Origin of the sequence: Virgibacillus sp. SK37, from assembly GCF_000725285.1 — a bacterium.
Lineage (GTDB): Bacteria > Bacillota > Bacilli > Bacillales > Amphibacillaceae > Virgibacillus_Q.
The window spans coordinates 2,196,034-2,221,094 of sequence record NZ_CP007161.1 but is presented as its reverse complement, the minus strand read 5'-3'; the positions used below and the strand labels follow the sequence as shown (position 1 = coordinate 2,221,094).

Sequence of the window (25,061 nt, the reverse complement as noted above, 5' to 3'; positions counted from 1 at the left end):
TCGCCTTACAGAAGGCGACTATTTTTATATACCAATAACTTTCATTGCAAAGTCTAATATAAACAAAGCTGAGATGATGACTAAGGCCATCGTTAGCTCTTTTTGTTTACCTATAGCTATTTTTACAATGGGATATGCTATAAAGCCAAACGCCATACCATCAGCGATACTATACGTGAATGGAATCATAGCTATGATTAGAAACGCAGGTAGTGCCTCAGATAGATCATTTAAAGGGATCTCTTTAATATTTTGCACCATGATTACCCCAACAATGATCAAAATTGGACTTATAGCTGTCGTTGGAACCATTGTTATATAAGGAATAACAAAGATAGTTAACAAAAATAAAATACTAGCTATTATCGCAGTTAGACCAGTTTTTCCCTTTGAAGCAATAACAGCAGCATTCTCTGCAGCTGAAACTGTAGGAGAAGTGCCAATAAACGCACATGTAAGTGTTGAAAAAGCCGTTAGTTGATATGCTTTTCTGTAGCTGTCATCACGTTTTAGCATATGAAGTTGTCCATGTAATAATCCCATATTTTCAAAAACAAGAATCATTACTAAAGGAAATACTGCAAGCCAAAATGATAAACGATCAACAGCTGAAAAATCTGGTAAATGCACTAGCTCCCCAACATTTAAACTGAGTGAGTTAACGTTAGTTGTTGGAATGATTCCGAAAAAATACGCAATCAACGTACCTAGTATCATGGTTACCAGAAAATTAGCAGGCACATTCTTAATAAATAAAAATATTGCCAGGAAAAGAGTCAAAAGACTTGTAATCACTGTCGGTGAAGAAAAATCGCCAATGGCTATGATTGTATTACTACCACTAACAACCAGACCACTTTTTTCAAGTCCGATTAGGATAAGGAAAAAGCCAAGGCCCACTGATATCGCATGCTTTAATGAATCAGGAATAGCTTCTTTTAATATAACGCCAATTTTGGTGAATGCTGTAATTAAAAATAAGGCAGAAGCTAAAAGTACAACAGCCAAGCCTTCTTCAAATGACAATCCGGTCCCTTCTACAATGGAGTATGCAAAAAGAGCATTGATCCCCATGCCAGGTATTAATATTAGAGGTAATCGGCCAAACACGCCCATTAACAAGGTGCCAACGAAACTGGCAAGAATAGTTGCCATCATTCCATTCTCTAAAGGTAATCCGGCTTCACTTAAGATGGAGCCATTTACTACAATGATATACATTGTTGTTAGGTAGCCAATTAGCCCAGTTAATATCTCGCTACGAACATAATGTTTCTTAAAAGGCATGAAAACTCCTCATATTTCGTTTTGTCCCTCTCCCACCCGATTATGTTTTTTGTTATACACAAATAAAACATATAATCCACGAATGATTATTATAAACTTTTTTGATATACTTTACAATGAATGAAAAATTAATAGTTTAAATAGGCGGTGGCTATTTATGAAATATAATTCAGTATTTGATATTATTGGACCGGTAATGATTGGTCCCTCCAGTTCACATACAGCAGGTGCAGCTAGAATCGGGAAAGCTGCCAGAAACCTTTTTGGTAAACAGCCTTCCTGGGCTAAAATTTATTTATACGAATCGTTTGCTAAAACATATAAAGGACATGGAACAGACTTCGCTCTAGCGGGAGGGCTACTTGGATTTGAAACAGATGACCCCCGCATGAGTAAAGCTTTAGATATTGCTAAGGAAAATCACCTGGAAATCGAGTTTATTGAAGACAGTTCAGCAGTTGATCATCCAAATACTGCACGCCTTCTCATTGGTGACAAAGAAGAATCTATCGAACTTATAGGTATTTCAATTGGCGGTGGTAAGGTGGAAATTACTGAATTAAATGGTTTTGAATTACGACTTTCAGGAAACCATCCTGCTATATTAATAATGCATAACGACAGGTTCGGAGCAATTGCCTCTGTTACCAAAATTCTTGCCAAGCATGAAATTAACATCGGCCATATGGAGGTTAATCGTAAAGATGTTGGGAAGGAAGCGTTGATGGTAATCGAGGTTGACCAAAATGTAGAAGATGGGGTACTAAAGGAACTCCAAAGCGCTGATCACATCATTCAAATATCCAAACTTGTTAGCTAGGCGGGAAAAAGAGAGGAGTTTTAATAAATGTTTCGTACAGTAAAAGAACTTGTCGAAATGGCAGAAAAAGAGAATATACAAATTTCTGAAGTGATGATACGTCAGGAAATGGATGTAAAAGAAAAAACACGCAGCGAAGTATTTTCGGAAATGGAAAGAAATCTTGAAGTAATGGAAAAAGCAATTGAGGATGCGTTGCAGGGAGTCCAATCCGTAACAGGTTTAACGGGTGGGGATGCAGTGTTAATTCAAAAATATATGCAAGAAAAAACACCCTTATCAGGAAACCTATTGTTAGACGCAGTTAGCAAAGCAATGGGAACCAATGAAGTGAACGCTGCTATGGGGACCATCTGTGCCACTCCTACTGCAGGAAGTGCCGGTTGTGTACCAGGTACATTATTTGCTGTTAAAAACCAATTGAACCCTACACGTGAGCAAATGATTCGCTATTTGTTTACTTCAGGAGCTTTTGGTTTTGTGGTGGCAAATAATGCATTTATCTCTGGCGCAGCAGGCGGGTGCCAAGCCGAAGTTGGTTCAGCAGGAGCTATGGCCTCTGCTGCAATCGTCGAAATGGCAGGAGGGACACCACAACAATCTGCAGAAGCATTTGCCATGACATTAAAAAATATGCTTGGATTAGTTTGTGATCCAGTGGCTGGTTTAGTGGAAGTTCCATGTGTAAAACGGAACGCAGCAGGTTCTTCTTTGGCTATTGTATCTGCCGATATGGCATTAGCGGGTGTAACAAGCAGGATCCCTTGTGATGAGGTGATCGGAGCTATGTATCGAATTGGCAAACAGATGCCGTCAAGTTTAAGAGAAACTGGTGAAGGTGGATTGGCTGACACACCAACAGGAAGGTTGTTAAAAGAAAAAATATTTGGAATGTCAATGTAGGAAGAGTGATTCGCTTGTTAAACGAAGAAATAACAAATATAAAAGGTGTTGGTGAAAAATTCGCCGAGGACCTGGAGAGCATGGGCATTTCTACTGTCGAGGATTTATTTAATTATTTTCCATATAAATACGACTCCTTTGAAGTTAAGCCACTAAGTGAATTGATTCATGAGGATAAAGTGACAGTTGAGGGAAGGGTTGTACACGAACCTTCCCTTACTTTTTATGGAAAGAAGAAATCAAGACTAACTTTCACGATAGAAGTTGAAAATATCGCTATAAAAGCAGTCATGTTTAATCGAGCATTTGCGAAGAAACATATTCATACAGGAGAAATTGTTACATTGACAGGGAAATGGGATGCTCATAGGCTGCAAATTACAGTTAGTAACTATAAGACAGGTCCAGCCGAAGACCAGGCCGAAATTCAACCAATGTATTCCGTTAAAGGAAAAGTAACGAATGCTAAATTAAAAAAAACTATTCAAAATGCTATAAATGGGTATGGTAAGGAAATAATTGAGTTACTTCCGGAACAGTTTTTAAACCAGTATAAGCTGCCAACTCGTCGGAGCGCATATGAAGTAATGCATTTCCCTCCGAATCGTAAAGATTTGAAGCACGCAAGAAGACGCTTTGTTTATGAGGAATTTTTGATATTTCAATTAAAAATGCAGCTGCTGAGAAAATATAAACGGGAAGCGACTCAGGGAAATCAACAATTATATGACCCTCAGAAAATCCAAGAATTTATACAATTATTTCCTTTTTCATTAACAGATGCACAAAAAAAAGCACTGAAACAAATTTTGGCTGATATGAAGTCTCCATTCCGAATGAATCGCCTTCTCCAAGGAGATGTCGGATCAGGTAAAACAGCTGTTGCTGCCATTTGCCTATACGCCTCTGTGACAGCAGGTAAGCAAGGGGCCCTGATGGTGCCAACGGAAATTTTAGCTGAACAACACTTTCAATCATTACAAGAGCTGTTTGGTGGCAAAGCGAAAGTTGGGTTGCTTACAGGTTCTGTTAAAGGGAAGAAAAGGAAAGAATTAGTTGCAGCAATTGAACGTAATGAAATACATATTGTCGTGGGGACTCATGCACTGATTCAGGATGATGTTCAGTTTCATGACTTGGGTTTTGCAATCGTGGATGAACAGCATCGATTTGGAGTGGAGCAAAGAAGAGCATTAAGAGATAAAGGACTCTTGCCAGATGTTTTATTTATGACTGCAACGCCTATTCCTCGAACACTTGCAATAACTGCATTTGGGGATATGGACGTATCTGTTATTGATGAGATGCCTGTAGGTAGAAAAACAGTAGAAACATACTGGACAAAGGAAAATACGATAGAACGCGTACTGGAGTTTATGCAAAAACACGTAATACAAGGGGAACAAGCTTATGTTATTTGTCCGCTCATTGAAGAGTCGGATAAGCTGGATATTCAAAATGCAGTAGACCTTTATCATGAGCTTAATGAGTATTATTCCCCTTCCATTCAAGTAGGTTTAATGCACGGCAGGTTAAATAATGAAGAAAAAGATAATGTCATGAAGCAATTTGCTGGGAATGAAATTCAGATTCTTGTATCAACTACTGTCGTGGAAGTCGGTGTGAATGTTCCAAATGCAACTATTATGGTTATCTATGATGCTGAACGCTTTGGTCTCTCTCAGCTTCACCAACTACGAGGGCGTGTTGGTAGAGGTGAAAGTCAAAGTTATTGTATTTTAATATCCGATCCAAAGGGTGAAGTAGGAAAAGAGAGAATGCGTATCATGACAGAAACAACAAATGGCTTTGAATTATCAGAACAGGACCTGAAATTGAGGGGGCCGGGAGACTTTTTTGGTAAAAAGCAGAGTGGGATACCTGAATTTAAAGTTGCTGACATGGTTCATGACTATCGTGCCCTGGAAACAGCCAGGAAGGATGCAGCGGAAATTATTGATTTGAACCTGTTAGAAGAAAGAAAGGACTACTATCAACTTAAATGTTATCTTGAGGAAAATTCCTTTATAGAAGATAAATTGGATTAATTAGGACACTTGCATAAATAAATATGGTATTATATATTACTATTAGGACCAAGTCATAAAGTTTTGTTTTTCTATTTTTATGTTATAGATAATCAACAATTTTAGTAATATGGACGGTGCCATTAATGAAACGGACAAAAGCCGAACGTCAGAAATTATTGAAAAATACAATTGAGGAAACACCTTTTATTACTGATGAAGATCTAGCTAAAAAATTCTCTGTTAGCATCCAGACAATTCGTTTGGACAGACTGGAACTTTCTATTCCGGAATTGCGGCAGCGAATCAAATCAGTTGCAACTGATCAATGGAATGAAACAGTAAAGGCTTTACCATTGGAAGAAGTTATTGGTGAAATTATAGATTTGGAGTTGGATAAACGCGCTATTTCTATATTGGATATTCGGGAAGAGCATGTGTTTTCCCGAAACAAAATAGCAAGGGGACACCATCTATTTGCACAAGCTAATTCGTTGGCCGTCGCAGTTATTAATGATGAACTGGCCCTTACTTCTAAAACCCAGCTGAAATTTACAAGACAGGTACGTGAAGGTGAGAGAGTGATTGCAAAGGCAGTAGTTGAGGGGAACAACAGTAAGGGACTAACCGTTGTTCATGTAAACAGCTTTGTAGGTGAGGAAAAAGTTTTCATGGGAACTTTCCAAATGTACCATTCAAGTGGAAAAGGAGTAGAAATTAATGAGACTGGCAATTGATGCAATGGGAGGGGATCATGCACCCAAAGAGATTGTTCTTGGTGCTATGGATGCTTTATCCCAAATTGAAGACCTGCAAATCACGTTATTTGGTGATGAAAAGAAAATTAATCAATATGTGAGCAATTATACAAATTTGGAAATAGTTCATACAACGGAAAGAATAACAGGAGAAGAGGAACCTGTACGAGCGGTAAAGCGGAAAAAAAATGCTTCCCTTGTTTTAATGGCACAAGCAGTTAAGGATAAAAAAGCAGATGCCTGTATATCTGCAGGTAATACAGGTGCTCTAATGAGTGCCGGCTTATTTGTTGTTGGGAGGATTCCTGGTATTGACCGGCCTGCATTGAGTCCAACATTACCTACTATCGACGGAAAAGGGTTTTTAATGTTGGATGTTGGTGCAAACGTAGATGCGAAGCCACATCACCTTATGCAATATGCGGTCATGGGTTCCATATATACCCAAAAGGTTCGCTCTATTTCTAATCCTACTGTAGGTCTATTAAACGTAGGGACTGAAAATGGAAAAGGTAATGACCTTGCTAAAAAAGCGTTTGTTTTACTTCAGGATGCACCTATTAATTTTATTGGAAATGTAGAGTCACGCGATATTTTAAATGGTGTAGCGGATGTGGTGGTTACAGATGGATTTAGTGGGAATATTGCTTTAAAAACAATTGAAGGTACTGCAGAAACAATGTTTACTATGTTAAAAGAGACTTTTATGAGCTCTTTAAAGACAAAATTTGCTGCAGGAATAGTAAAGAGTGACTTAAAGGGACTAAAGAGCAAGCTCGATTACTCCGAATACGGGGGTGCAGGATTATTTGGTTTGAGCTCGCCTGTGATCAAAGCTCATGGGTCTTCCAATCGCAGGGCTATTTACAGTGCAATAAAACAGGCTTGTCATATGGTGGAACATCATGTGACTGATACCATTAAAGACACTGTTGAATCAATGGAAAACAACAAGGAGGAAGAAAAATGAAAAAGGTAGCTTTTATGTTTCCAGGCCAAGGTTCACAAGCTGTAGGTATGGGCCAATCATTTTATGATGAACACCAGAAAATTAGAGAATTGTATGATGAAGCAAATGGCTTACTAAATAAAGATATTACAAAAATAATGTTTGAAGGGCCGAAAGAGGTACTTACCGAAACAGAAAATGCCCAACCAGCGTTATTACTATCGAGCATCGCAGTACATACATTACTGATCGACCAAGAGATCCAGCCTATCATGACTGTAGGGCACAGTCTGGGGGAATATAGCGCATTAGTAGCCGCTGGTGCGATTTCATTAGAAGAAGCGCTCCCTCTTGTAGCAACCCGAGGGAAATTAATGGAACAGGCTTTTCCGAAAGGCCAAGGTACGATGGCTGCGGTACTTGGATTGGATGAGGAGAAAATTCAAGATGCCTTAAATGAAATAAAGGATGAAATAGTAGATATAGCAAATTTAAATTGTCCTGGTCAAATTGTTATTTCTGGAACAAAAGAAGGCATTGAACAAGCAACAAATATATTAAAAACTAATGGAGCAAAACGAGTAATGCCTCTAAATGTTAGTGGTCCTTTTCATTCCAGGTTAATGAAATCTGCAAATGAGAAGTTTTCTAACTATCTAAATGAAGTACATTTCTCGGATACGAATATTCCTGTGTATGCAAATGTTTCTGCTTCACCAGTTACAGAACATGAGAGAATGAAGGAATTGCTTATTAGGCAACTATATTCACCTGTTCGTTTTGAAGAATCAATACGCCAAATGATAGAAGCAGGTGTTGATGCCTTTGTTGAGGTCGGCAATGGTAAAGTTTTAAGTGGTTTGGTTAGAAAGATAGATAAAAAAACAAAAACATTTGCCGTTCAAGATGAGGAATCGATGCAGGAGTTTGTTACTTGGTATAAGGGGGAAGCATAATGTTGGAAGGTAAGAGTGCTCTTGTAACCGGCGCCTCTCGAGGTATTGGCAGAGCTATCGCTTTAGAACTGGCGCAACAAGGCGCCAACGTTGCCGTGAACTTTGCTGGTAATGAAGAAAAAGCGCAGTCCGTGGTTGAAGAAATTGAGAAATTAGGTGTAAAATCATTTAAAGTAAAAGCTGATGTATCAAATGAAGCAGAAGTTAAACAAATGATAAAGCAAGTTGTCGATCAGTTTAACAGCTTGGATATTTTAGTGAATAATGCAGGTATTACAAGAGATAATCTATTAATGCGTATGAAGGAAGAAGAATTTGATCAGGTTATTAATACAAATCTAAAAGGTGTGTTCGTCTGCACGAAAGCTGTAACGAGACAAATGATGAAGCAAAAGGCAGGAAAAATTGTTAATGTCTCTTCCATTGTTGGTGTAAGTGGAAACCCAGGACAAGCTAATTATGTTGCAGCCAAAGCAGGTGTGATCGGGTTGACAAAATCTACCGCAAAAGAGCTGGCTTCTCGCAATATACTTGTTAATGCTATCGCTCCTGGATTTATTTCTACCGATATGACAGATGAACTTACTGAAGAACAACGGAGTGCCATGCTTGACATGATTCCACTCGCTAAGTTGGGAGCCCCTGAAGATGTAGCCAGGGTAGTCCGCTTCCTGGCATCTGATGATGCTAACTATATTACTGGACAGACCATTCACATAGACGGTGGTATGGTAATGTAATTGTAAATGCAGATGTCCAGTTTTACTTGAAAGGAGGTGAAGCATGATGGCAGATGTATTTGATCGTGTTAAAGCAATTATTGTAGATCGTCTTGACGTAGAAGAAGAAAAAATAACAATGGAAGCATCTTTTAAAGATGATCTTGATGCAGATTCATTAGACGTTGTTGAGCTTGTTATGGAGCTTGAAGATGAATTTGATATGGAAATCGCTGATGAAGAAGCTGAAAAAATTAATACAGTAGGTGATGCTGTAAACTACATAAATAGTTTACAATAGGTGTAGAGTCTTGATGTCTACAAATGACCTATATAGCATCTTACTTTTTGAGAGTCTCGCATATGCGGGACTTTCCGTATATTTTTAATGATTGAGGGTGTCATAAATGGATGTTAAACATTTAGAAGATCAGCTCGGAATTAACTTCACTGACCTAAAGCTGTTAAAACAAGCCTTTACACATTCATCTTATGTGAATGAGCATCGAAAAGAAGCATTCTCAGATAATGAACGATTGGAATTCTTAGGAGATGCCGTATTGGAATTAGGTGTTTCTCAGTATTTATACAAGAAAAACACAATGATGCCTGAAGGAGAAATGACCAAATTGCGTGCTTCCATTGTTTGTGAAGCTTCACTTGTGAATTTTGCAAGGGACTTAAACTTTGGCCAGTATATATTACTGGGTAAAGGAGAAGAACAAACAGGCGGAAGGGATAGACCTGCATTACTAGCAGACGTCTTTGAAGCCTTTTTAGGGGCTTTGTATTTGGATAAAGGTTTTCTAGTGGCAATGGATTTTCTTGAGAAATATGTCTTTCCAAAAATTAAAACAGGTGCTTTTTCGCATGCGATGGATTATAAGAGCCAATTGCAAGAATTGGTACAGCAGTACAAAGACCAAACGGTGGAGTATAAAATCATTGAAGAAAGAGGCCCTTCTCATAACAAAGAATTCGTGGCTCAAGTGTTGATTAGAGAAAAGGATTCAGGAATGGGTGTTGGAAGAACCAAAAAGGAAGCAGAACAAAGAGCTGCTAAAACAGCTTTGGACAAATTTAATTCTTAATCTTTTTTAGCTCGCAACCGCAGCACTCCTACTATTACTACTATAAAAAATGAGATTGGACGAAATAATTCGTACCCCACATTTTTAATAGAACGCAGAAAACAGGCTGTCATAACAGCCTGTTTTCTGTCGTTAACTCTTGCGGACTGAACGTAGCTCTTCGATGAAAGCTTGTGTCTCTGAAGCGCTTAAGTGCCCTTTTTGTAAAATCATATCATGCATCATTTTTAATTCATCATACTTTGCCAAATCATAGTCTTTGGGGTCCATTATCGAACGATTAACCACCCCCAGGCGATCAGCCAATTCATCCAATAGGATTTTTAGGTTTTCCTCTGTTGCTTGTTCCAAAGTCATATAAACACCTCTTAATCAATGATTACTAAAATAACAACGTTGACGCTACTTCTTTTGTTACTATGTTTATGATAAAATAAATGCGTTAAAAAGCCAAATTATTTTTAAAGAAATTTAATATGAGACATACTTCGTCTTATAATTTGTAGGAGAAATGTATATGTTTTTAAAACGGTTGGAAAGTGTGGGTTTTAAATCTTTTGCAGAGAGAATCCACGTTGATTTTGTGCCCGGTGTTACGGCAGTCGTAGGTCCAAATGGAAGTGGTAAGAGTAACATTACGGATGCGGTACGCTGGGTCCTCGGGGAACAATCAGCTAAATCGTTACGTGGCTCTAAAATGGAAGATATTATTTTTCAAGGAAGTGACACTAGGAGAGCGTTAAATGTCGCTGAAGTTACATTAGTTCTTGATAATAAAGACCATGCTCTACCTTTGGATTATGAGGAGGTTAGCGTAACGAGACGTGTATACCGCTCAGGTGAAAGTGAGTATTATCTTAACAAGCAAGCGTGCAGATTGAAAGATATCGTGGATTTATTTATGGATTCTGGTCTTGGCAGAGAAGCCTTCTCCATAATAAGCCAAGGAAAGGTAGAGGAGATTCTCAGTTCAAAGGCTGAAGAGAGAAGAACCATATTTGAAGAAGCTGCAGGCGTTTTAAAATATAAGCAAAGAAAGAAAAAGGCAGAATATAAATTAGCAGAAACCCAGGAAAATTTAAACCGTGTAGAGGATATTGTCAATGAAGTTGAACAGCAGATGAGCTCTCTTGAGCAACAGGCACAGACTGCTGAGAAGTACTTACAGCTCAAAGATGAGCTTACAAACAATGAAATTTCCTTACTTATCTCTGTCATAGATACACTTCACGCTGAATGGAGAGAATTATTAAAAGACATTGAAGAGGAAAAGGAAAAAGAAATCTCGTTAAAAACAGCAATACAGAGTAAAGAAGCTACTGTAGAGAAAGAGAGGAATACGCTACAGCTATTAGATCAAGAAATAGAGAAGTTACAGGAAGATTTGCTAAAGACTACACAAGAATTGGAAAAGTATGAAGGTAGAAAGAAATTGCTTCATGAACGAACCAAGCATGCTACCGAGAATAGAGAAAAACTAGAGTCACAAATAGACCAAACTTCAGTAAAGATTGGTAAACTTCATGATGAATTTATTAAGGAAAAAAAGAAATTATCCACACTGATAGATGAAAAGAAATCTACACAGCAAAGTATAAAGGAGTTAAAAGGTTATTTAGAGCTTGATCAGGAAGCACTTGCTGATCAAATTGAGGATTTGAAATCAGATTATATTGAGTTATTAAATCAGCAAGCAGCAAAAAGAAATGAAATACAATCAATTGCAAAGCAATTACAACAAATAAATGGTAAAAAGGATCAGCAGGATGTGAAATTTAAGGAATTACTAAAGAATAGAGAAGATATACAACTATCTGTAGAAAAACTTTCTTCCTCTTTATTAACCTCTCGAGCGGAGGTGGAAGATAAAGAAAAGTTGATCAAGCATATAAAGGATTCCTTAAGTGCTGAAAGGACTGTTTTCGAGCAAGCTCAAACTAAACTTTATCAAGGCTATCAGTATATTGAAAAGCTGAAATCTAAACAAGAAATGCTCCAAGAAATGAAACAGGATTTTCAGGGTTTTTTCCATGGGGTAAAAGCAATACTTAAAGCACGTGAAAATAAAACATTGCATGACATATATGGTGCAGTTATTGAACTTATTGATGTTCCAAATAAATACATAACGGCTATTGAGACAGTCCTTGGCGGACAATCGCAACATGTCGTTGTAAAGAACGAAAAAGCAGCCAGAGATGCTATTTACTGGCTAAAGAAAACAAACAACGGTAGAGCTACCTTTCTTCCATTAGACAGCATTCAAGAAAGATTTATTTCTCCAGAACTACTCTATAAAGTAAAAGAACATCCAGGCTTTATTGGAGTTGCTGCAGATCTGGTAAAAATTGACGCTTCGTTTTCCCGAGCAGTAAATCACTTAATGGGGCATGTGGTTATTACTCAGTCGCTTAAAGATGCAAATGAGATAGCAGGAATTGTAAAAAGAAAGTTTCGTATTGTAACTATGGAGGGGGATGTAGTCAATCCGGGTGGCGCAATGTCAGGTGGAGTACAAAAGAAAACAAATCAATCCTTATTTACAAGAGAAAAGGAACTTCAAGAGTTAACGGATAAGTTAAAGGATTTCCAGGAGAAGACACTCGTGTTTGAACGGCAAGTGAAGGATAAAAAGGAACGTATAAATGAGCTTGAACAACAATTAAGCGATGAGGAATCCATATTAAATGAATCTCAAGAAAAGCTCCAAAAACATTATTCTAATTCCAAAGAGCAAGAAATGAAGCTTGATGCACTGAATAGCCAGCTTGCAATGTATGATTATGATAGAAACCAATATAAAAATGATCATAACTCTCTTATTCAACGTGAGAAACAATTAACTATTGATCTTACTAAGATTAAAGAGGAATTGAACTCTCTACAAAACAAGATGGATGATTTAACTAAGCAGGAAAAAATGTATAATGAGCAACAAGATGATAACAAAAACAAACTTCACCAAAAACAAGTTTTACTTGCTGAACAAGAAGAACGCATGAAAAGCCAAAAGGAAAAAACCAATGGAGTTCAGAGCCAGTTAGAAGATTTACAACAACAATATGATCTATTTCAAAAAGAACTTGCCGAGATAACATATATAGATAATTCAACCCAAACGGAAGAGGAATTAGATGATATTATTATCTCAACTAAAGAGAGTAAATCCAGTCTGACCGAATCTATACAAGAAAAACGATTGGAGCGTACCAATCGGAGTCAACTTTTGGAAGATAACGAAAGAGAAATAAAAGAAGAAAATAAAAAGCATCAAATGGTGTTACATTTAATTCAACAAAAGGAAGTAAAAGCGAATCGTCTGGATGTTGAATTAGAAAATCATCTTTCTCAGCTTCAGGGTGACTATATGATCACCTATGAAAAAGCCCAGCAAACTTACGAAAAAACGCAAGATGTAGAAAATTCGAAGTCCGTTGTGAAGCATTTGAAGCAACAAATAGAAAAATTAGGAGCAGTTAACATTGGCGCGATTGATGAATTTAACCGAATTAATGAACGCTATTCATTTTTAACTGAACAGAGAGCTGATTTGACAGAAGCAAAGCAAACTCTCTATGCAATAATACAAGAGATGGATGAAGAAATGATTAAGCGATTTGATGAAACATTTTCACAAATTAAAGAAGAGTTTGCCGTCGTATTTCATCAATTATTTGGGGGAGGACGTGCAGAGTTGAAGCTTACGGACCCTAAAAAACTGCTTGAAACGGGTGTGGAAATTGTAGCACAGCCACCTGGAAAAAAACTACAAAACCTTGGCTTGTTATCTGGTGGAGAGAGAGCATTGACCGCAATTGCTTTATTATTTGCTATTTTACGAGTTAGGCCTGTGCCTTTTTGTATACTTGATGAAGTAGAGGCAGCATTGGATGAAGCGAACGTGGTTAGATTTGCGAAATATGTAAAATTATATAGTGAAAATACTCAATTTATCGTAATCACCCACCGTAAAGGTACAATGGAAGAAGCTGACGTATTGTATGGTGTAACCATGCAGGAATCTGGTGTATCAAGGCTAGTGTCTGTGCGTCTTGAAGATACAAAAGAACTAGTGAATTCATAAGGAGGACCATCGATCATGGGATTTATGGATAAATTTAAAAATAAATTTAAACAGAGCGAAGAAAAACAAGAAGTGTCAACAAAATACAAGGAAGGTATGAAGAAGACCCGAAGCTCCTTTTCAGGAAAGATTAATAATTTAATTGCCCGTTATCGTAAAGTAGATGAAGATTTCTTTGAAGAGTTGGAAGAGATTTTAATCTCTGCTGATGTTGGAGTAATGACTGTAATGGATCTTATTGACGAATTGAAAATGGAAGTGAAGCGACAGAATATTCATGATACGAAAGAAGTTAAAGAAATAATTTCCGAAAAGCTAGTAGAAATATACTATGGCGAAGCAGATGAGAAAATAGAAGAGATACATTTGGAGGAAGGGCAACTTTCCGTTATATTAGTTGTTGGTGTTAATGGAGTTGGTAAAACGACATCTATAGGTAAATTGGCGCATCAACTAAAGCAAAAAGGAAAAAATGTTGTGCTTGCTGCAGGTGATACCTTTCGTGCAGGAGCTATAGAACAACTGGAAGTATGGGGCGAGCGTGCGGGTGTAGACGTAATCAAACAAAATGCCGGAAGCGATCCAGCAGCAGTAATCTTCGATGGAATTAAAGCAGCGAAATCCCGTAATGCGGACGTTTTAATTTGTGATACAGCCGGAAGACTGCAAAATAAAGTGAACCTAATGAACGAACTGTCTAAGGTAAAACGTGTAATTGAGAGAGAAATCCCTGGAGCACCGCATGAAGTACTTCTCGTACTTGATGCGACCACTGGCCAAAATGCACTAAACCAGGCAAAAACTTTTTCAGAGGCAACAGATGTTTCCGGTATTGTATTAACTAAATTGGATGGTACTGCCAAAGGAGGAATTGTCTTGGCTATCCGAAATGAGTTGCAAATACCGGTCAAGTTTGTTGGTCTGGGTGAACAAATGGATGATTTAAGAGAATTTGATGCGCATGCCTTTGTTTACGGTCTTTTTGCTGATATGCTACAAGAAGAGGAATAAATTAGGCCGGCTTGACAAGTCTTGTTTTATTTCTGTAAGATAAATATAAATTGTAAAGTGAAATCACTTAACAAGGCGGGGTGTATAATGCTCGAAAAAACTACCAGAATCAATTATCTTTTCGATTTCTACCAGGCGTTGCTCACACCCAAACAAAGAAATTATATGGAAATGTATTACTTGGAGGACTATTCATTAGGTGAAATTTCCGAGGTTTCCAATGTTTCCAGACAGGCTGTGTATGATAATATAAAGCGAACGGAAGCGATGCTTGAATCTTATGAAGAAAAATTGCATTTATACAGTAAGTTCCAAGATAGAGTTGTTCTAATTAAAGAACTCGAGACTATGGTTTCCAAAGAACAAACGGAGTTATTGCATAAACTCCATCAATTAAAAGATATAGATTAGGGGGATACCTTCTATGGCATTTGAAGGGTTGGCCGACCGTTTACAGAGTACAATAAAGAAGATTACTGGTAAAGGGAAGGTCTCTGAACAGGACGTAAAAGAAATGACAAGAGAAGTACGTCTTGCCTTATTAGAGGCTGATGTTAACTTCAAAGTAGTTAAAGATTTAATTAAACGGATTAAAGAACGAGCTATTGGCCAAGAAGTAATGGAAAGTTTGACTCCTGGTCAACAGGTTATTAAGGTTGTTCAAGACGAACTATGTGAACTAATGGGCGGAGAACAAAGTAAAATAGCTGTGGCTGACCGCTCTCCTACAGTAATTATGATGGTTGGTCTACAAGGTGCAGGTAAAACAACAACAACGGGTAAGCTGGCTAACCACTTGCGTAAAAAGCATAATAGATCACCACTATTGGTCGCGTGTGATGTGTATCGTCCTGCGGCTATAAATCAATTGGAAACATTAGGCCAACAGCTTGATATGCCTGTATTTTCCATGGGAAGCGATGCGAACCCAGTGGATATTGCCAAACAATCTATTGAAAAGGCAAAAGAAGAACATCGGGATTATGTAATTATTGACACTGCTGGTCGTTTACATGTTGATAATGATCTAATGGATGAATTGCAGCAAATTAAATCATCTGTTAAACCTGATGAAATATTTTTAGTTGTAGATGCTATGACAGGTCAAGACGCAGTAAACGTCGCTGAAAGCTTTAATGATCAATTGGATATTTCAGGTGTTGTATTAACAAAACTTGATGGCGACACTCGTGGAGGCGCTGCTCTTTCAATAAAAGCAGTCACGGACAAACCAATTAAATTTGCTGGTATGGGAGAAAAACTGGACCAGCTTGAGGCATTCCATCCAGACCGTATGGCATCAAGGATTTTAGGCATGGGGGATGTCCTGTCACTGATTGAAAAAGCTCAGACAAATGTGGATGAGAAGCAGGCAAAGGAATTGGAAGAAAAAATGCGGACGATGTCTTTTACTTTCGATGATTTCCTCGAGCAAATGGGTCAAGTGAAAAATATGGGTCCATTGGATGAGTTAATGTCTATGATCCCTGGTGCTAATAAAATGAAAGGTCTTAAAAACGCTCAAATTGATGAAAAACAACTTTCACATGTGGAAGCAATCATTCAATCGATGACAAAAAAAGAACGGAAAGACCCAAGTATTATGAACGCAAGTCGCAAGAAAAGGATTGCTAAAGGATCTGGGACCTCTGTTTCTCAGGTAAACCGATTATTAAAACAATTTGAAGAAATGAAGAAAATGATGAAACAAATGACCAACATGCAAAAAGGGAAGAAAGGAAAAGGCTTAAACTTTCCTTTTATGTAAAAAAAACATAAGTTCATAATTCACTTAAATTTATAATGTAATGTAAAAACACTTTACAGACAAAATACTTTCTGTTAGAATTTAATCTTGTGTGAGACATTTAAATTTGGAGGTGCAAATCATGGCTGTTAAAATTCGTTTAAAACGTATGGGTTCAAAGAGAAATCCATTTTATCGTATCGTTGTAGCTGATTCACGTTCTCCTCGTGACGGACGTCAGATTGAGCAAATTGGGACATACAACCCAGTAGTTAATCCAATTGAAGTTAAAATAGATGAAGATAAAGCATTGGATTGGATGACAAAAGGTGCTAAGCCAAGTGATACAGTTCGCAATCTTTTCTCAAAAGAAGGCATCATGAAGAAATTCCACGAACAGAAAAACCAATAGTAAAGTAGTGTGATATATCATGAAAGCCCTAATTGAAACTATTGTTACTTCTCTCGTTGATCACCCTAAAGATGTAGTTGTGACAGAGACGGAAGAGAATGAAAAAGTAGTTTATCACCTTGCTGTAAACCAAGAGGATGTAGGTAAGGTGATTGGCAAAAATGGACGTATTGCAAAGGCAATCCGTACTGTAGTTTATGCTGCAAAGACGGATAGCGGGAAACGTATTTATCTTGATATTATGTAAAGGGGAAGGGGGATACCTTTCCCTTTTTCTACATCTCTGGTAGTTTGATTATTTGTGAGAGTGAGGAAGTTACGTGAAGATTATTCAAAAAGTCCTGATTAAACAAATTGTAACAGAGAGAAGTAAAGAAAAGTTAAAAAGCAATTTTACAAGCCATAAAATGCGGCTTGAACAAGAGTGTCAACAACTGCTTTTTGAACAAAGAAAGCTACAAAATAAACCAGGGGTATCCAAACAAGATATTAGTCAACGTTTTCAACAAGAGATAAAAAATCGCAAAGAAAAAATAAAATTAGCAGACTTTAAAATTGAGCAATTGGATATGCTTGAAATGGGTAGTGAGATTATAGAAGACCAGGTTGAAGCTCTTGTTGAAGTTTCTGTAGGTATGGATTGGACTCATTCAATAAAAGAAAAAGCAATTATAATAAAGGACGAGACTGTCGTTCGAATAGATGAATAGTTAGTAGGTGAGAGCATGGATAAGGTAATGTATAAAATAGGTAAAATAGTAAATACCCATGGAATCCGCGGGGAAATAAAAGTGGTTAGGATAAGTGACTTCGACGAACGGTTTGAAAAGGGAAATACAGTCTATGTGGTAAAAGAAAATAAAGAACCGCTTCCACTTGTCATCAAAGCACATCGTATCCATAAAGGATTTGATCTGCTTCTTTTTGAAGGGTATGACTCTATTAACGAGGTTGAAGCATTTAAAGGAGCATCGCTAGAAATAACAGAGGATCAACTTACTGAACTGGAAGAGAATGAATTCTATTATCATGAAATTATCGGCTGCACAGTATTTTCCACGGGTAATGAAGAAATTGGGCGGATTAAAGAGATACTTTCACCTGGGGCCAATGATGTTTGGGTTGTCCAACGTGCAGGTAAAAAAGATTTGCTTATTCCATATATAAAAGAAGTGGTTATGGAAGTAGATACTCAGGAAAAGAAAATCGTCATTGAGCCGATGGAAGGGTTGCTTGATTAAGATGCATATAGATGTCCTGACTCTTTTTCCGGAAATGTTGACAGGTATGTTTCAGTCATCGATATTAAATAAAGCATATGAGAAAAATAAATATAGCTATGATTTAATCAACTTTCGTGATTTTACGGAGAATAAGCATCAAAAGGTAGATGATTATCCATATGGTGGAGGTGCCGGGATGGTTTTAACACCCCAGCCTATTTTCGATGCAGTTCAGGCTGCAATGAAAAAGAAGGAGTCCACAAAAGAACCGCGCGTTATATTAATGTGCCCCCAAGGCGAACCATACACTCAAAAAAAGGCAGAAGAGCTTTCAGAAGAGGAGCATCTCATTTTTATTTGTGGCCATTATGAGGGGTATGATGAGAGGATCAGAGAGCATTTGGTGACAGATGAGATTTCTATCGGAGACTATATCCTCACCGGGGGAGAGCTTGGAGCTATGGTGGTTATTGATAGTGTTGTCCGGCTTCTTCCAGATGTATTGGGAAACAAGCAATCTGCTCCAGAAGATTCTTTTTCTACAGGACTATTGGAATATCCCCATTATACAAGACCGGCTAACTTTCGCGGGTTATCTGTACCACCTATACTGCTTTCAGGAGACCATGCCAAAATTGAGACATGGCGAAGAAAAGAATCATTGAAAAGAACGTATCAACGCAGAAAAGAGTTAATTGATGAATCAAGCTTAACTGAAGAAGACAATGCTTTATTAAAAGAGGTAATACAAGAGGAAAAATAATTCTTAATTATTATTGATCTATTTTCCTTGTTATGGTATATTAAATGTTGTGCTTAAAGAGTTATTTAAGCCGTATAAACGATGTTCCGCTGTCACTTAGAGAGATATGAGCATTGGTTTGGAAGGAGTGAACAGGATGCAAAAATTAATCGCAGATATTACGAAGGAACAACTTCGTACAGATCATCCTGATTTCCGCCCGGGAGACACTGTAAAAGTTCACGTTAAAGTTGTAGAAGGAACTCGTGAGCGTATTCAGGTATTCGAAGGTGTCGTTATTAAGCGCCAAAACGGTGGAATCAGCGAAACATTTACAGTAAGAAAACTTTCTTATGGCGTAGGTGTTGAACGTACATTCCCAGTACATTCACCTCGTATCGACAAGATTGAAGTTTCTCGTCGTGGTATTGTACGTCGTGCTAAACTTTACTATCTACGTAATCTACGTGGTAAAGCTGCACGTATTAAAGAACGCAGATAATAAAACTTGGAAAGGAGCTTGTCTTATGCACAAGCTCCTTTTTGCTTTTATAGAAAATTAATTAAGGATACAATAGAGGAAGAAGAATTCCGGAGGAAGCGCCATGGCTAAAAAGAAAAATGAATGGTTTGATTGGTTAAAAGCTTTATTAATAGCATTTGGGTTAGCATTTATCGTGCGTATGTTTTTTTTCGCTCCTATCGTGGTAGATGGCCCTTCGATGTTGCCGACCTTACACGACCGTGATCAAATGATTGTAAATAAGTTTGTATATCGTTTACACGAGCCCGAACGATTTGATGTAGTTGTATTTCATGCTTCGGAAGAAAAGGATTTTATTAAAAGAGTTATCGGTTTGCCTGGAGAACATGTGGAGGTTAGTGATAATAATCTTTACATTGACGGGGACTTGGTGGAAGAACCATTTTTAAACCAACAAAAGAAAGATATGAAAGCATATCAAATTCTTACCAGTGATTTTACATTGGAGGAACTTCCCGGTAACCATGAAGTCATTCCTGAAGGCCATGTGCTTGTTTTAGGGGACAACCGAGGCAATTCTACAGATAGTCGCATGCTTGGTGTCATACCAATTGATGAGCTTGTAGGAAGAACAAGTATTATATATTGGCCTTTTCAGAGGATACAGACATTAGGAGAGTAGGTAATAAATATGACAATACAATGGTTTCCTGGCCATATGGCAAAAGCGAAACGTGAAGTTGAAGAGAAATTAAAATTAGTTGACTTTGTAATGGAATTAGTGGATGCTCGTGCTCCACTATCATCACAAAATCCTATGTTACAACAGGTCTTGCAAAATAAACCGAAGATGGTTGTTTTAATGAAAAGGGATTTAGCTGATCAGAAGGAAACAGAAAATTGGATAAGTTATTTTCGCGATCAATCCATTCCATCCTTAGCAGTAAATGTAAATGAGAAAGCTGATATAAATAAAGTGATTCAGTTAGCAAAAGAGCTTGGACAAGAAAAAATGGAAAAACTTAAGAAAAAAGGAATACAACCCAGACCGGCGCGAGCAATGATTATCGGTATCCCTAATGTAGGTAAGTCCACCTTAATAAATCGTCTTGCGAACAAAAAAATTGCCAAGACTGGCGACCGCCCGGGGGTAACCAAACAACAACTTTGGATCAAAGTAAAAAAAGATTTTGAATTACTCGATACTCCAGGGATATTATGGCCTAAATTTGAAGATGAAACTGTTGGATATCGACTTGCTGCCATTGGAACAATTAAGGATCAATTACTTTCTTTACAGGATATTGTTGTGTTTGTTATAAGATACATGCAAATTCATTACCCTGGTTTACTTGAACAACGGTATGATCTCTCTGGTGAAACAATAGATATGCTGCACATATTTGAGTCAATCGGCAAGAATAGAGGAGCTTTAGAAAGCGGAGGAAATGTCAATTTTGATAAAGTGTCTGATCTTGTACTCCGTGACCTGAGAACAGGCAGGCTTGGAAGAATCACATTGGAATCTCCAGAGGATACAAGGGAATTGGAAGAATAGTGTTTTAGCCGAACGACCATTCGAGACTTTCTAATTGAAATTCGGATAAGTTCGGCTTTTCTGTTTTTACGATAATGTATATAAATAATTTTCAGAGTATAGATTTATCTTTTTCACTGAGAGATTTAGAATCTTTATTTCTGGACATTGTAAACAAATAAAATTTATCGCCGATATATTTAGATAAAGAAAGGTATGGGAAGCCAGTGGAAAAACAATCAATCAAGGAGTTAAGGAGTTTATTTGATACAGGAGAAATCAGTGAAGAATTAATCTTAACTCTTAAAAAGGATGAGCGAAAAGGTGTTCAGCAACTTTTGAATCGGTTTGAAAATAAAAAGCGTAAAGAGAAAGAGTTGGAAGAAGCATTTTTGAAAATGTGCACATATGAAAATAAATGTTATGAAGAAGGGTTTAAATTAATCGCAGGGGTGGACGAGGCTGGAAGAGGTCCCTTGGCTGGTCCTGTAGTTGCAGCAGCTGTAATCCTTCCCCAAGAGTTTAAATTACCAGGATTGAATGATTCAAAACAATTAACTGAAAGCCAAAGAGATAGCTTTTATTCAATTATAACAGAAAAGGCAATCAGTTACGGCATCTCCATTATTAATAGTGAGCAAATTGATGCTATAAATATATTTGAAGCAACAAAATCAGCAATGAACAAAGCAATTAATCAGCTTCAGCCCAGTGCAGATTACGTTCTAATAGATGCAGTTGAACTGAAAGGTTTATCTTGTCCATCGAAACCTCTCATAAAAGGCGATACTAAAAGTATATCAATTGCGGCGGCGAGTGTGCTTGCCAAAGTAACTCGGGACCGTATCATGAAGGAAATACATAGAGAATACCCTGTTTATAAATTTGCTACAAATATGGGGTATGGAACAAAAGAGCACCTTGCCTCAATAGGTGAGTTTGGTATAACTCCACATCATAGAAGGTCATTTGCGCCAATAAAAGATTTAATATAATTTACAAGGAGGTTCTCTGATTGGATGCATTTAAAATAAATGGATTTCATTCTACCAAAATAATATCCAGTCAACCTAAGCTACAGTCTGGTCAGATTGTAAAAGGTCATATTTTAAAAATCTATCCTGATAATAAAGCGTTAATCCAGCTTGGAGATAAAAAAATGAATGCCCAATTAGAAGCTTCCTTAACAATTGGTGGAAGATATCATTTTCTGGTAACCTCAACAGACCAAATGGTACGATTAAAAGTGTTAGGGAAGATAAGTAAAAGCAAGGGTAAAGAAAATTTAGATGAGCTGATAAACCATTTAGGTTTAAAAGCAACCAAATATTCTACTTCTCTTGTAGATGAATTAATCAGCAAAAGAATCCCTTTTGATAAACACCAATTAGTTAAAGCAATCCAGCTAGTGGGAGAATCAAAAAATAAAACGGATGCCATTCAATTAACAGTAAAGATGATCCAGGGGAAATTCCCTTTATCCACATCAACCTATGCAGCTTTTGCGACGAGATTTGGGGACACCTCACTAAACGAAGAGTTGAAAGTCTTATATGAACAGGTGCAAAATAAAGGAAACCACCGGGTCTTATATGAGCGATTGCATGACTTGTTACAACGTTCGCGAGGTATAGAAGATGTCATCAGCAGGCAATTATTTAATGAGTTGAAAGTAACTGACAGTGACATGGATAGGTTTCTTCGATTTACTGGAATCATTGTAGGAGAAAAAGGTATCACTGACGGTGAAAAATCAGTGGCACCAGTCAATTCAGCATCCCCATATCAAATGGAAGAGGTACTAAAATATATACGATCAGACACAATGGAAAGCTTACCTACCCGACTTACTAAAATGGTTGAGAATAAAATGATGTTAATAGATGAGGCCCAAAAAGCATTAGCCTTTTGGAAAACCCTTGCGCCATCTATTGAACGGCTACCTACACAATTGTTTGAACAGCTCAGGCAACAGATCAATGACAGGATATCTCCTTTATTGACAGTTGAACAAGAGCAATATATTACAACAAGACTGCAAAATAATACAGCTTCATTAGGTAGAATTTTTTCTTTTATAGAAAGTTTAACGGATGAAAACATGTATACCATTGCTACGAGGTTACTTGGAAGGATAAATAAGGATCAACTATTTTCCCTATCTTCACCTAAGGAACAGTTCTTATTACATCTAAATCAACAATTGAGTAGTATGGGCTTGAACGACGAGCACAATATATCAAAAGGGCTAACTAATGAGATAACTGTAAAGCAGTTGTTAATACAAATACTTTCCAATAGCGATCTCTCTATTACAGAACAAAGTCAAAAGCTTCTACATTATATTAATGGGATGCAGTTGAATTCAGTAATGGATACTCCTGATGGAATAGCTGCTAATCTTCTCTTACCAGGTGAAAAGATTGGCTTAAAAAATGACCTTGAACTCGATTTTAAAGGGAAAAGAAAAGATAATGGGGAAATCGACCCGGATTATTGTCATATTATTTTTTATTTGGAGCTTGCAAATTTGAAAGATACAATTATAGACATGAATATTCAAAAGAGAAATATTAACCTTACAGTGTTTAATCAATCAGGGCACCTTAACCATCTCCCTGAGAGCTTGAAAACTGTTTTGAAGAATAAGCTTAAAGAGCTAGACTATAATCTTACACATATTCAGCTGAAGAATGGCAACATCGAAGGGTTTAAAAGGGGTGAGCAAAGCGTGACTCAACATCCATATAAAGGGGTGGACTTTAGGATATGAACAAACACGTGCAAAAGGCAGCGGCACTTAAATATGATCAGAGTAATCAGACAGCCCCTGTAGTTTCGGCATCAGGAAAAGGTCTAACAGCTGAGAATATAATTAATAAAGCAAAAGAAAATAACATTCCGGTGCTTGAAGATCCATCTCTTGTTGAGCTTCTTGCTGAACTTAATATAAATGAAAAAATCCCTGAGGAGTTGTATCAGGCGGTAGCAGAAGTCTTTGCTTTTATCTATCATACTGATAAAAATCTTAGTCAGACCGAAAAACATTAACAATTCTGTGACAACAAATTTCCCTTATTCTTGTGAAATTTGTTGTTTTTTAATACAATAGAAATGCAGTGAATTTTGATGGGAGGATTAAGGATGAACATTCATGAATATCAAGGGAAAGATATCTTGCGAAACTACGGCGTGAACGTTCCTAATGGGCATGTTGCATATACAGTGGATGAAGCTGTGGAAGCTGCAAAGAAACTGGGAAGTGATGTTACTGTAGTAAAAGCTCAAATCCATGCTGGTGGCCGAGGAAAGGCTGGTGGCGTAAAAATTGCTAAAAACTTGGACGAAGTGCGTACATACGCTGACGAAATACTCGGTAAAACGTTGGTAACACATCAAACAGGACCAGAAGGTAAAGAGGTAAAAAGACTTCTTATCGAAGAAGGCTGTGATATTAAAAAAGAATATTATGTAGGAGTGGTTCTTGACCGTGCCACATCCCGTGTAGTTATGATGGCTTCAGAAGAAGGCGGAACAGAAATTGAAGAAGTCGCTGAAGCTACTCCGGAAAAGATTTTTAAAGAAGTGATCGATCCTGTAGTAGGCCTATCAGGCTATCAAGCTCGAAGACTAGCGTTTAATATTAATATCCCGGATGAACTAATCGGTAAAGCTGTTAAATTTATGTCAAGCCTTTACACTGCATTTGTGGAAAAGGATTGCTCAATTGCTGAAATTAATCCATTAGTTACTACTGGTGATGGGGAAGTTCTTGCATTAGATGCAAAACTAAACTTTGATGATAATGCGTTGTTCCGTCAGAAAGATGTAATGGAATTACGTGATCTTGACGAAGAAGATGAAAAGGAAATCGAAGCATCAAAATATGACCTGAGCTACATTTCTCTAGATGGAAATATTGGCTGTATGGTAAATGGTGCTGGTCTTGCTATGTCCACGATGGATATTATCAAGCATTATGGCGGCGATCCGGCCAACTTCCTAGATGTTGGGGGCGGTGCTACTGCTGAAAAGGTAACAGAAGCATTTAAAATTATTCTGTCGGATTCCAACGTAAAAGGGATTTTCGTAAATATCTTTGGTGGTATTATGAAGTGTGATGTAATTGCTGAAGGTGTTGTGGAAGCGACAAAACAAGTAGGTCTTGAAATTCCATTGGTAGTACGCTTAGAAGGAACGAACGTTGAATTAGGCAAGAAAATCCTTGAAGAGTCTGGTTTGAATATCACATCTGCAGGTTCAATGGCTGATGGTGCTGAAAAAATAGTTTCCTTGGTTAAGTAGTAATTT

General features: G+C 37.4%; 27 protein-coding genes. 25 read left to right on the top strand and 2 right to left on the bottom strand.

The annotated features are described in order from the left end of the window. Window positions 1–24 precede the first annotated feature (24 nt). Window positions 25–1,287 (bottom strand): NCS2 family permease, encoded by a 1,263-nt coding sequence (locus X953_RS11495; protein ID WP_040955704.1) that lies wholly within the window; start codon window positions 1,285–1,287, stop codon window positions 25–27. A 157-nt stretch (window positions 1,288–1,444) separates the two neighbouring features. Between X953_RS11495 and sdaAB the strand changes: the two genes are divergently transcribed. The 9 genes from sdaAB to rnc all read left to right on the top strand — a co-directional run bounded on the left by sdaAB (window position 1,445) and on the right by rnc (window position 9,510). Then, window positions 1,445–2,107: an L-serine ammonia-lyase, iron-sulfur-dependent subunit beta gene (gene sdaAB / locus X953_RS11490; protein ID WP_040955703.1), complete on the top strand. Its 663-nt coding sequence runs from the start codon at window positions 1,445–1,447 to the stop codon at window positions 2,105–2,107. Between the two features lie 27 nt (window positions 2,108–2,134). Then, window positions 2,135–3,010: an L-serine ammonia-lyase, iron-sulfur-dependent, subunit alpha gene (gene sdaAA / locus X953_RS11485; protein WP_019376509.1), complete on the top strand. Its 876-nt coding sequence runs from the start codon at window positions 2,135–2,137 to the stop codon at window positions 3,008–3,010. Between the two features lie 14 nt (window positions 3,011–3,024). Next, the gene (recG, locus tag X953_RS11480; protein ID WP_040955702.1) at window positions 3,025–5,058 is read left to right on the top strand and encodes an ATP-dependent DNA helicase RecG; all 2,034 of its coding nucleotides are present in this window, start codon (window positions 3,025–3,027) and stop codon (window positions 5,056–5,058) included. 125 nt (window positions 5,059–5,183) lie between these two features. Beyond that, window positions 5,184–5,774, top strand: a complete 591-nt coding sequence (fapR, locus tag X953_RS11475; protein WP_040955701.1) for a transcription factor FapR — start codon at window positions 5,184–5,186, stop codon at window positions 5,772–5,774. After that, the gene (gene plsX / locus X953_RS11470; RefSeq protein ID WP_040955700.1) at window positions 5,758–6,765 is read left to right on the top strand and encodes a phosphate acyltransferase PlsX; all 1,008 of its coding nucleotides are present in this window, start codon (window positions 5,758–5,760) and stop codon (window positions 6,763–6,765) included. The genes fapR and plsX overlap by 17 nt, the downstream gene beginning before the upstream one ends. Beyond that, entirely contained in the window at window positions 6,762–7,700 is a 939-nt protein-coding gene (gene fabD, locus X953_RS11465; RefSeq protein ID WP_040955699.1) for an ACP S-malonyltransferase, read from the top strand. Before plsX ends, fabD begins: the two co-directional genes overlap by 4 nt. Beyond that, window positions 7,700–8,440, top strand: a complete 741-nt coding sequence (gene fabG / locus X953_RS11460; protein WP_040955698.1) for a 3-oxoacyl-[acyl-carrier-protein] reductase — start codon at window positions 7,700–7,702, stop codon at window positions 8,438–8,440. Before fabD ends, fabG begins: the two co-directional genes overlap by 1 nt. A gap of 46 nt (window positions 8,441–8,486) precedes the next feature. Then, complete coding sequence (gene acpP / locus X953_RS11455; RefSeq protein ID WP_040957092.1) at window positions 8,487–8,720, top strand: acyl carrier protein; 234 nt, start codon at window positions 8,487–8,489, stop codon at window positions 8,718–8,720. Between the two features lie 106 nt (window positions 8,721–8,826). After that, the gene (gene rnc, locus X953_RS11450; protein WP_040955697.1) at window positions 8,827–9,510 is read left to right on the top strand and encodes a ribonuclease III; all 684 of its coding nucleotides are present in this window, start codon (window positions 8,827–8,829) and stop codon (window positions 9,508–9,510) included. 132 nt (window positions 9,511–9,642) lie between these two features. On the opposite strand, the gene X953_RS11445 is transcribed toward rnc, so the two are convergent. Continuing rightward, window positions 9,643–9,867, bottom strand: a complete 225-nt coding sequence (locus X953_RS11445) for a DUF1128 domain-containing protein (RefSeq protein WP_040955696.1) — start codon at window positions 9,865–9,867, stop codon at window positions 9,643–9,645. 160 nt (window positions 9,868–10,027) lie between these two features. On the opposite strand from X953_RS11445, the gene smc reads away from it, so the two are divergent. The 16 genes from smc (at window position 10,028) to sucC (ending at window position 25,055) form a co-directional block, all read left to right on the top strand. Then, on the top strand, window positions 10,028–13,594 hold the full coding sequence (gene smc, locus X953_RS11440; RefSeq protein ID WP_040955695.1) for a chromosome segregation protein SMC: 3,567 nt from the start codon (window positions 10,028–10,030) through the stop codon (window positions 13,592–13,594). A 15-nt stretch (window positions 13,595–13,609) separates the two neighbouring features. Further along, entirely contained in the window at window positions 13,610–14,605 is a 996-nt protein-coding gene (gene ftsY, locus X953_RS11435; protein WP_040955694.1) for a signal recognition particle-docking protein FtsY, read from the top strand. An 87-nt stretch (window positions 14,606–14,692) separates the two neighbouring features. Further along, on the top strand, window positions 14,693–15,016 hold the full coding sequence (locus X953_RS11430) for a putative DNA-binding protein (RefSeq protein WP_040955693.1): 324 nt from the start codon (window positions 14,693–14,695) through the stop codon (window positions 15,014–15,016). Between the two features lie 13 nt (window positions 15,017–15,029). Then, on the top strand, window positions 15,030–16,373 hold the full coding sequence (gene ffh / locus X953_RS11425; protein ID WP_040955692.1) for a signal recognition particle protein: 1,344 nt from the start codon (window positions 15,030–15,032) through the stop codon (window positions 16,371–16,373). Between the two features lie 121 nt (window positions 16,374–16,494). Further along, window positions 16,495–16,764 carry a 30S ribosomal protein S16 gene (rpsP, locus tag X953_RS11420; RefSeq protein ID WP_040955691.1) on the top strand — a complete coding sequence of 90 codons (270 nt, stop codon included), beginning with the start codon at window positions 16,495–16,497 and terminating at the stop codon, window positions 16,762–16,764. A gap of 19 nt (window positions 16,765–16,783) precedes the next feature. Further along, the gene (locus X953_RS11415) at window positions 16,784–17,011 is read left to right on the top strand and encodes a KH domain-containing protein (RefSeq protein ID WP_040955690.1); all 228 of its coding nucleotides are present in this window, start codon (window positions 16,784–16,786) and stop codon (window positions 17,009–17,011) included. 73 nt (window positions 17,012–17,084) lie between these two features. Then, a complete protein-coding gene (locus X953_RS11410; RefSeq protein ID WP_040955689.1) occupies window positions 17,085–17,474 on the top strand; it encodes a YlqD family protein in 390 nt (129 codons plus the stop codon). Window positions 17,475–17,489: 15 nt separating this feature from the next. Next, a complete protein-coding gene (gene rimM / locus X953_RS11405) occupies window positions 17,490–18,005 on the top strand; it encodes a ribosome maturation factor RimM (RefSeq protein WP_040955688.1) in 516 nt (171 codons plus the stop codon). A 1-nt stretch (window position 18,006) separates the two neighbouring features. Beyond that, window positions 18,007–18,750, top strand: coding sequence for a tRNA (guanosine(37)-N1)-methyltransferase TrmD (gene trmD / locus X953_RS11400; protein ID WP_040957091.1), 744 nt, complete (start codon window positions 18,007–18,009; stop codon window positions 18,748–18,750). A gap of 136 nt (window positions 18,751–18,886) precedes the next feature. After that, the gene (gene rplS / locus X953_RS11395; RefSeq protein WP_040955687.1) at window positions 18,887–19,231 is read left to right on the top strand and encodes a 50S ribosomal protein L19; all 345 of its coding nucleotides are present in this window, start codon (window positions 18,887–18,889) and stop codon (window positions 19,229–19,231) included. A gap of 103 nt (window positions 19,232–19,334) precedes the next feature. Continuing rightward, the gene (gene lepB / locus X953_RS11390; RefSeq protein WP_040955686.1) at window positions 19,335–19,895 is read left to right on the top strand and encodes a signal peptidase I; all 561 of its coding nucleotides are present in this window, start codon (window positions 19,335–19,337) and stop codon (window positions 19,893–19,895) included. A 9-nt stretch (window positions 19,896–19,904) separates the two neighbouring features. Beyond that, window positions 19,905–20,771: a ribosome biogenesis GTPase YlqF gene (ylqF, locus tag X953_RS11385; protein WP_040955685.1), complete on the top strand. Its 867-nt coding sequence runs from the start codon at window positions 19,905–19,907 to the stop codon at window positions 20,769–20,771. A 206-nt stretch (window positions 20,772–20,977) separates the two neighbouring features. Further along, window positions 20,978–21,745, top strand: coding sequence for a ribonuclease HII (locus X953_RS11380; RefSeq protein ID WP_040955684.1), 768 nt, complete (start codon window positions 20,978–20,980; stop codon window positions 21,743–21,745). 20 nt (window positions 21,746–21,765) lie between these two features. Next, window positions 21,766–23,523: a hypothetical protein gene (locus X953_RS19150; protein ID WP_052350119.1), complete on the top strand. Its 1,758-nt coding sequence runs from the start codon at window positions 21,766–21,768 to the stop codon at window positions 23,521–23,523. Then, on the top strand, window positions 23,520–23,801 hold the full coding sequence (locus X953_RS11370) for an EscU/YscU/HrcU family type III secretion system export apparatus switch protein (RefSeq protein ID WP_040955683.1): 282 nt from the start codon (window positions 23,520–23,522) through the stop codon (window positions 23,799–23,801). Before X953_RS19150 ends, X953_RS11370 begins: the two co-directional genes overlap by 4 nt. Window positions 23,802–23,894: 93 nt before the next feature. After that, entirely contained in the window at window positions 23,895–25,055 is a 1,161-nt protein-coding gene (gene sucC / locus X953_RS11365; RefSeq protein WP_040955682.1) for an ADP-forming succinate--CoA ligase subunit beta, read from the top strand. Window positions 25,056–25,061 lie beyond the last annotated feature (6 nt).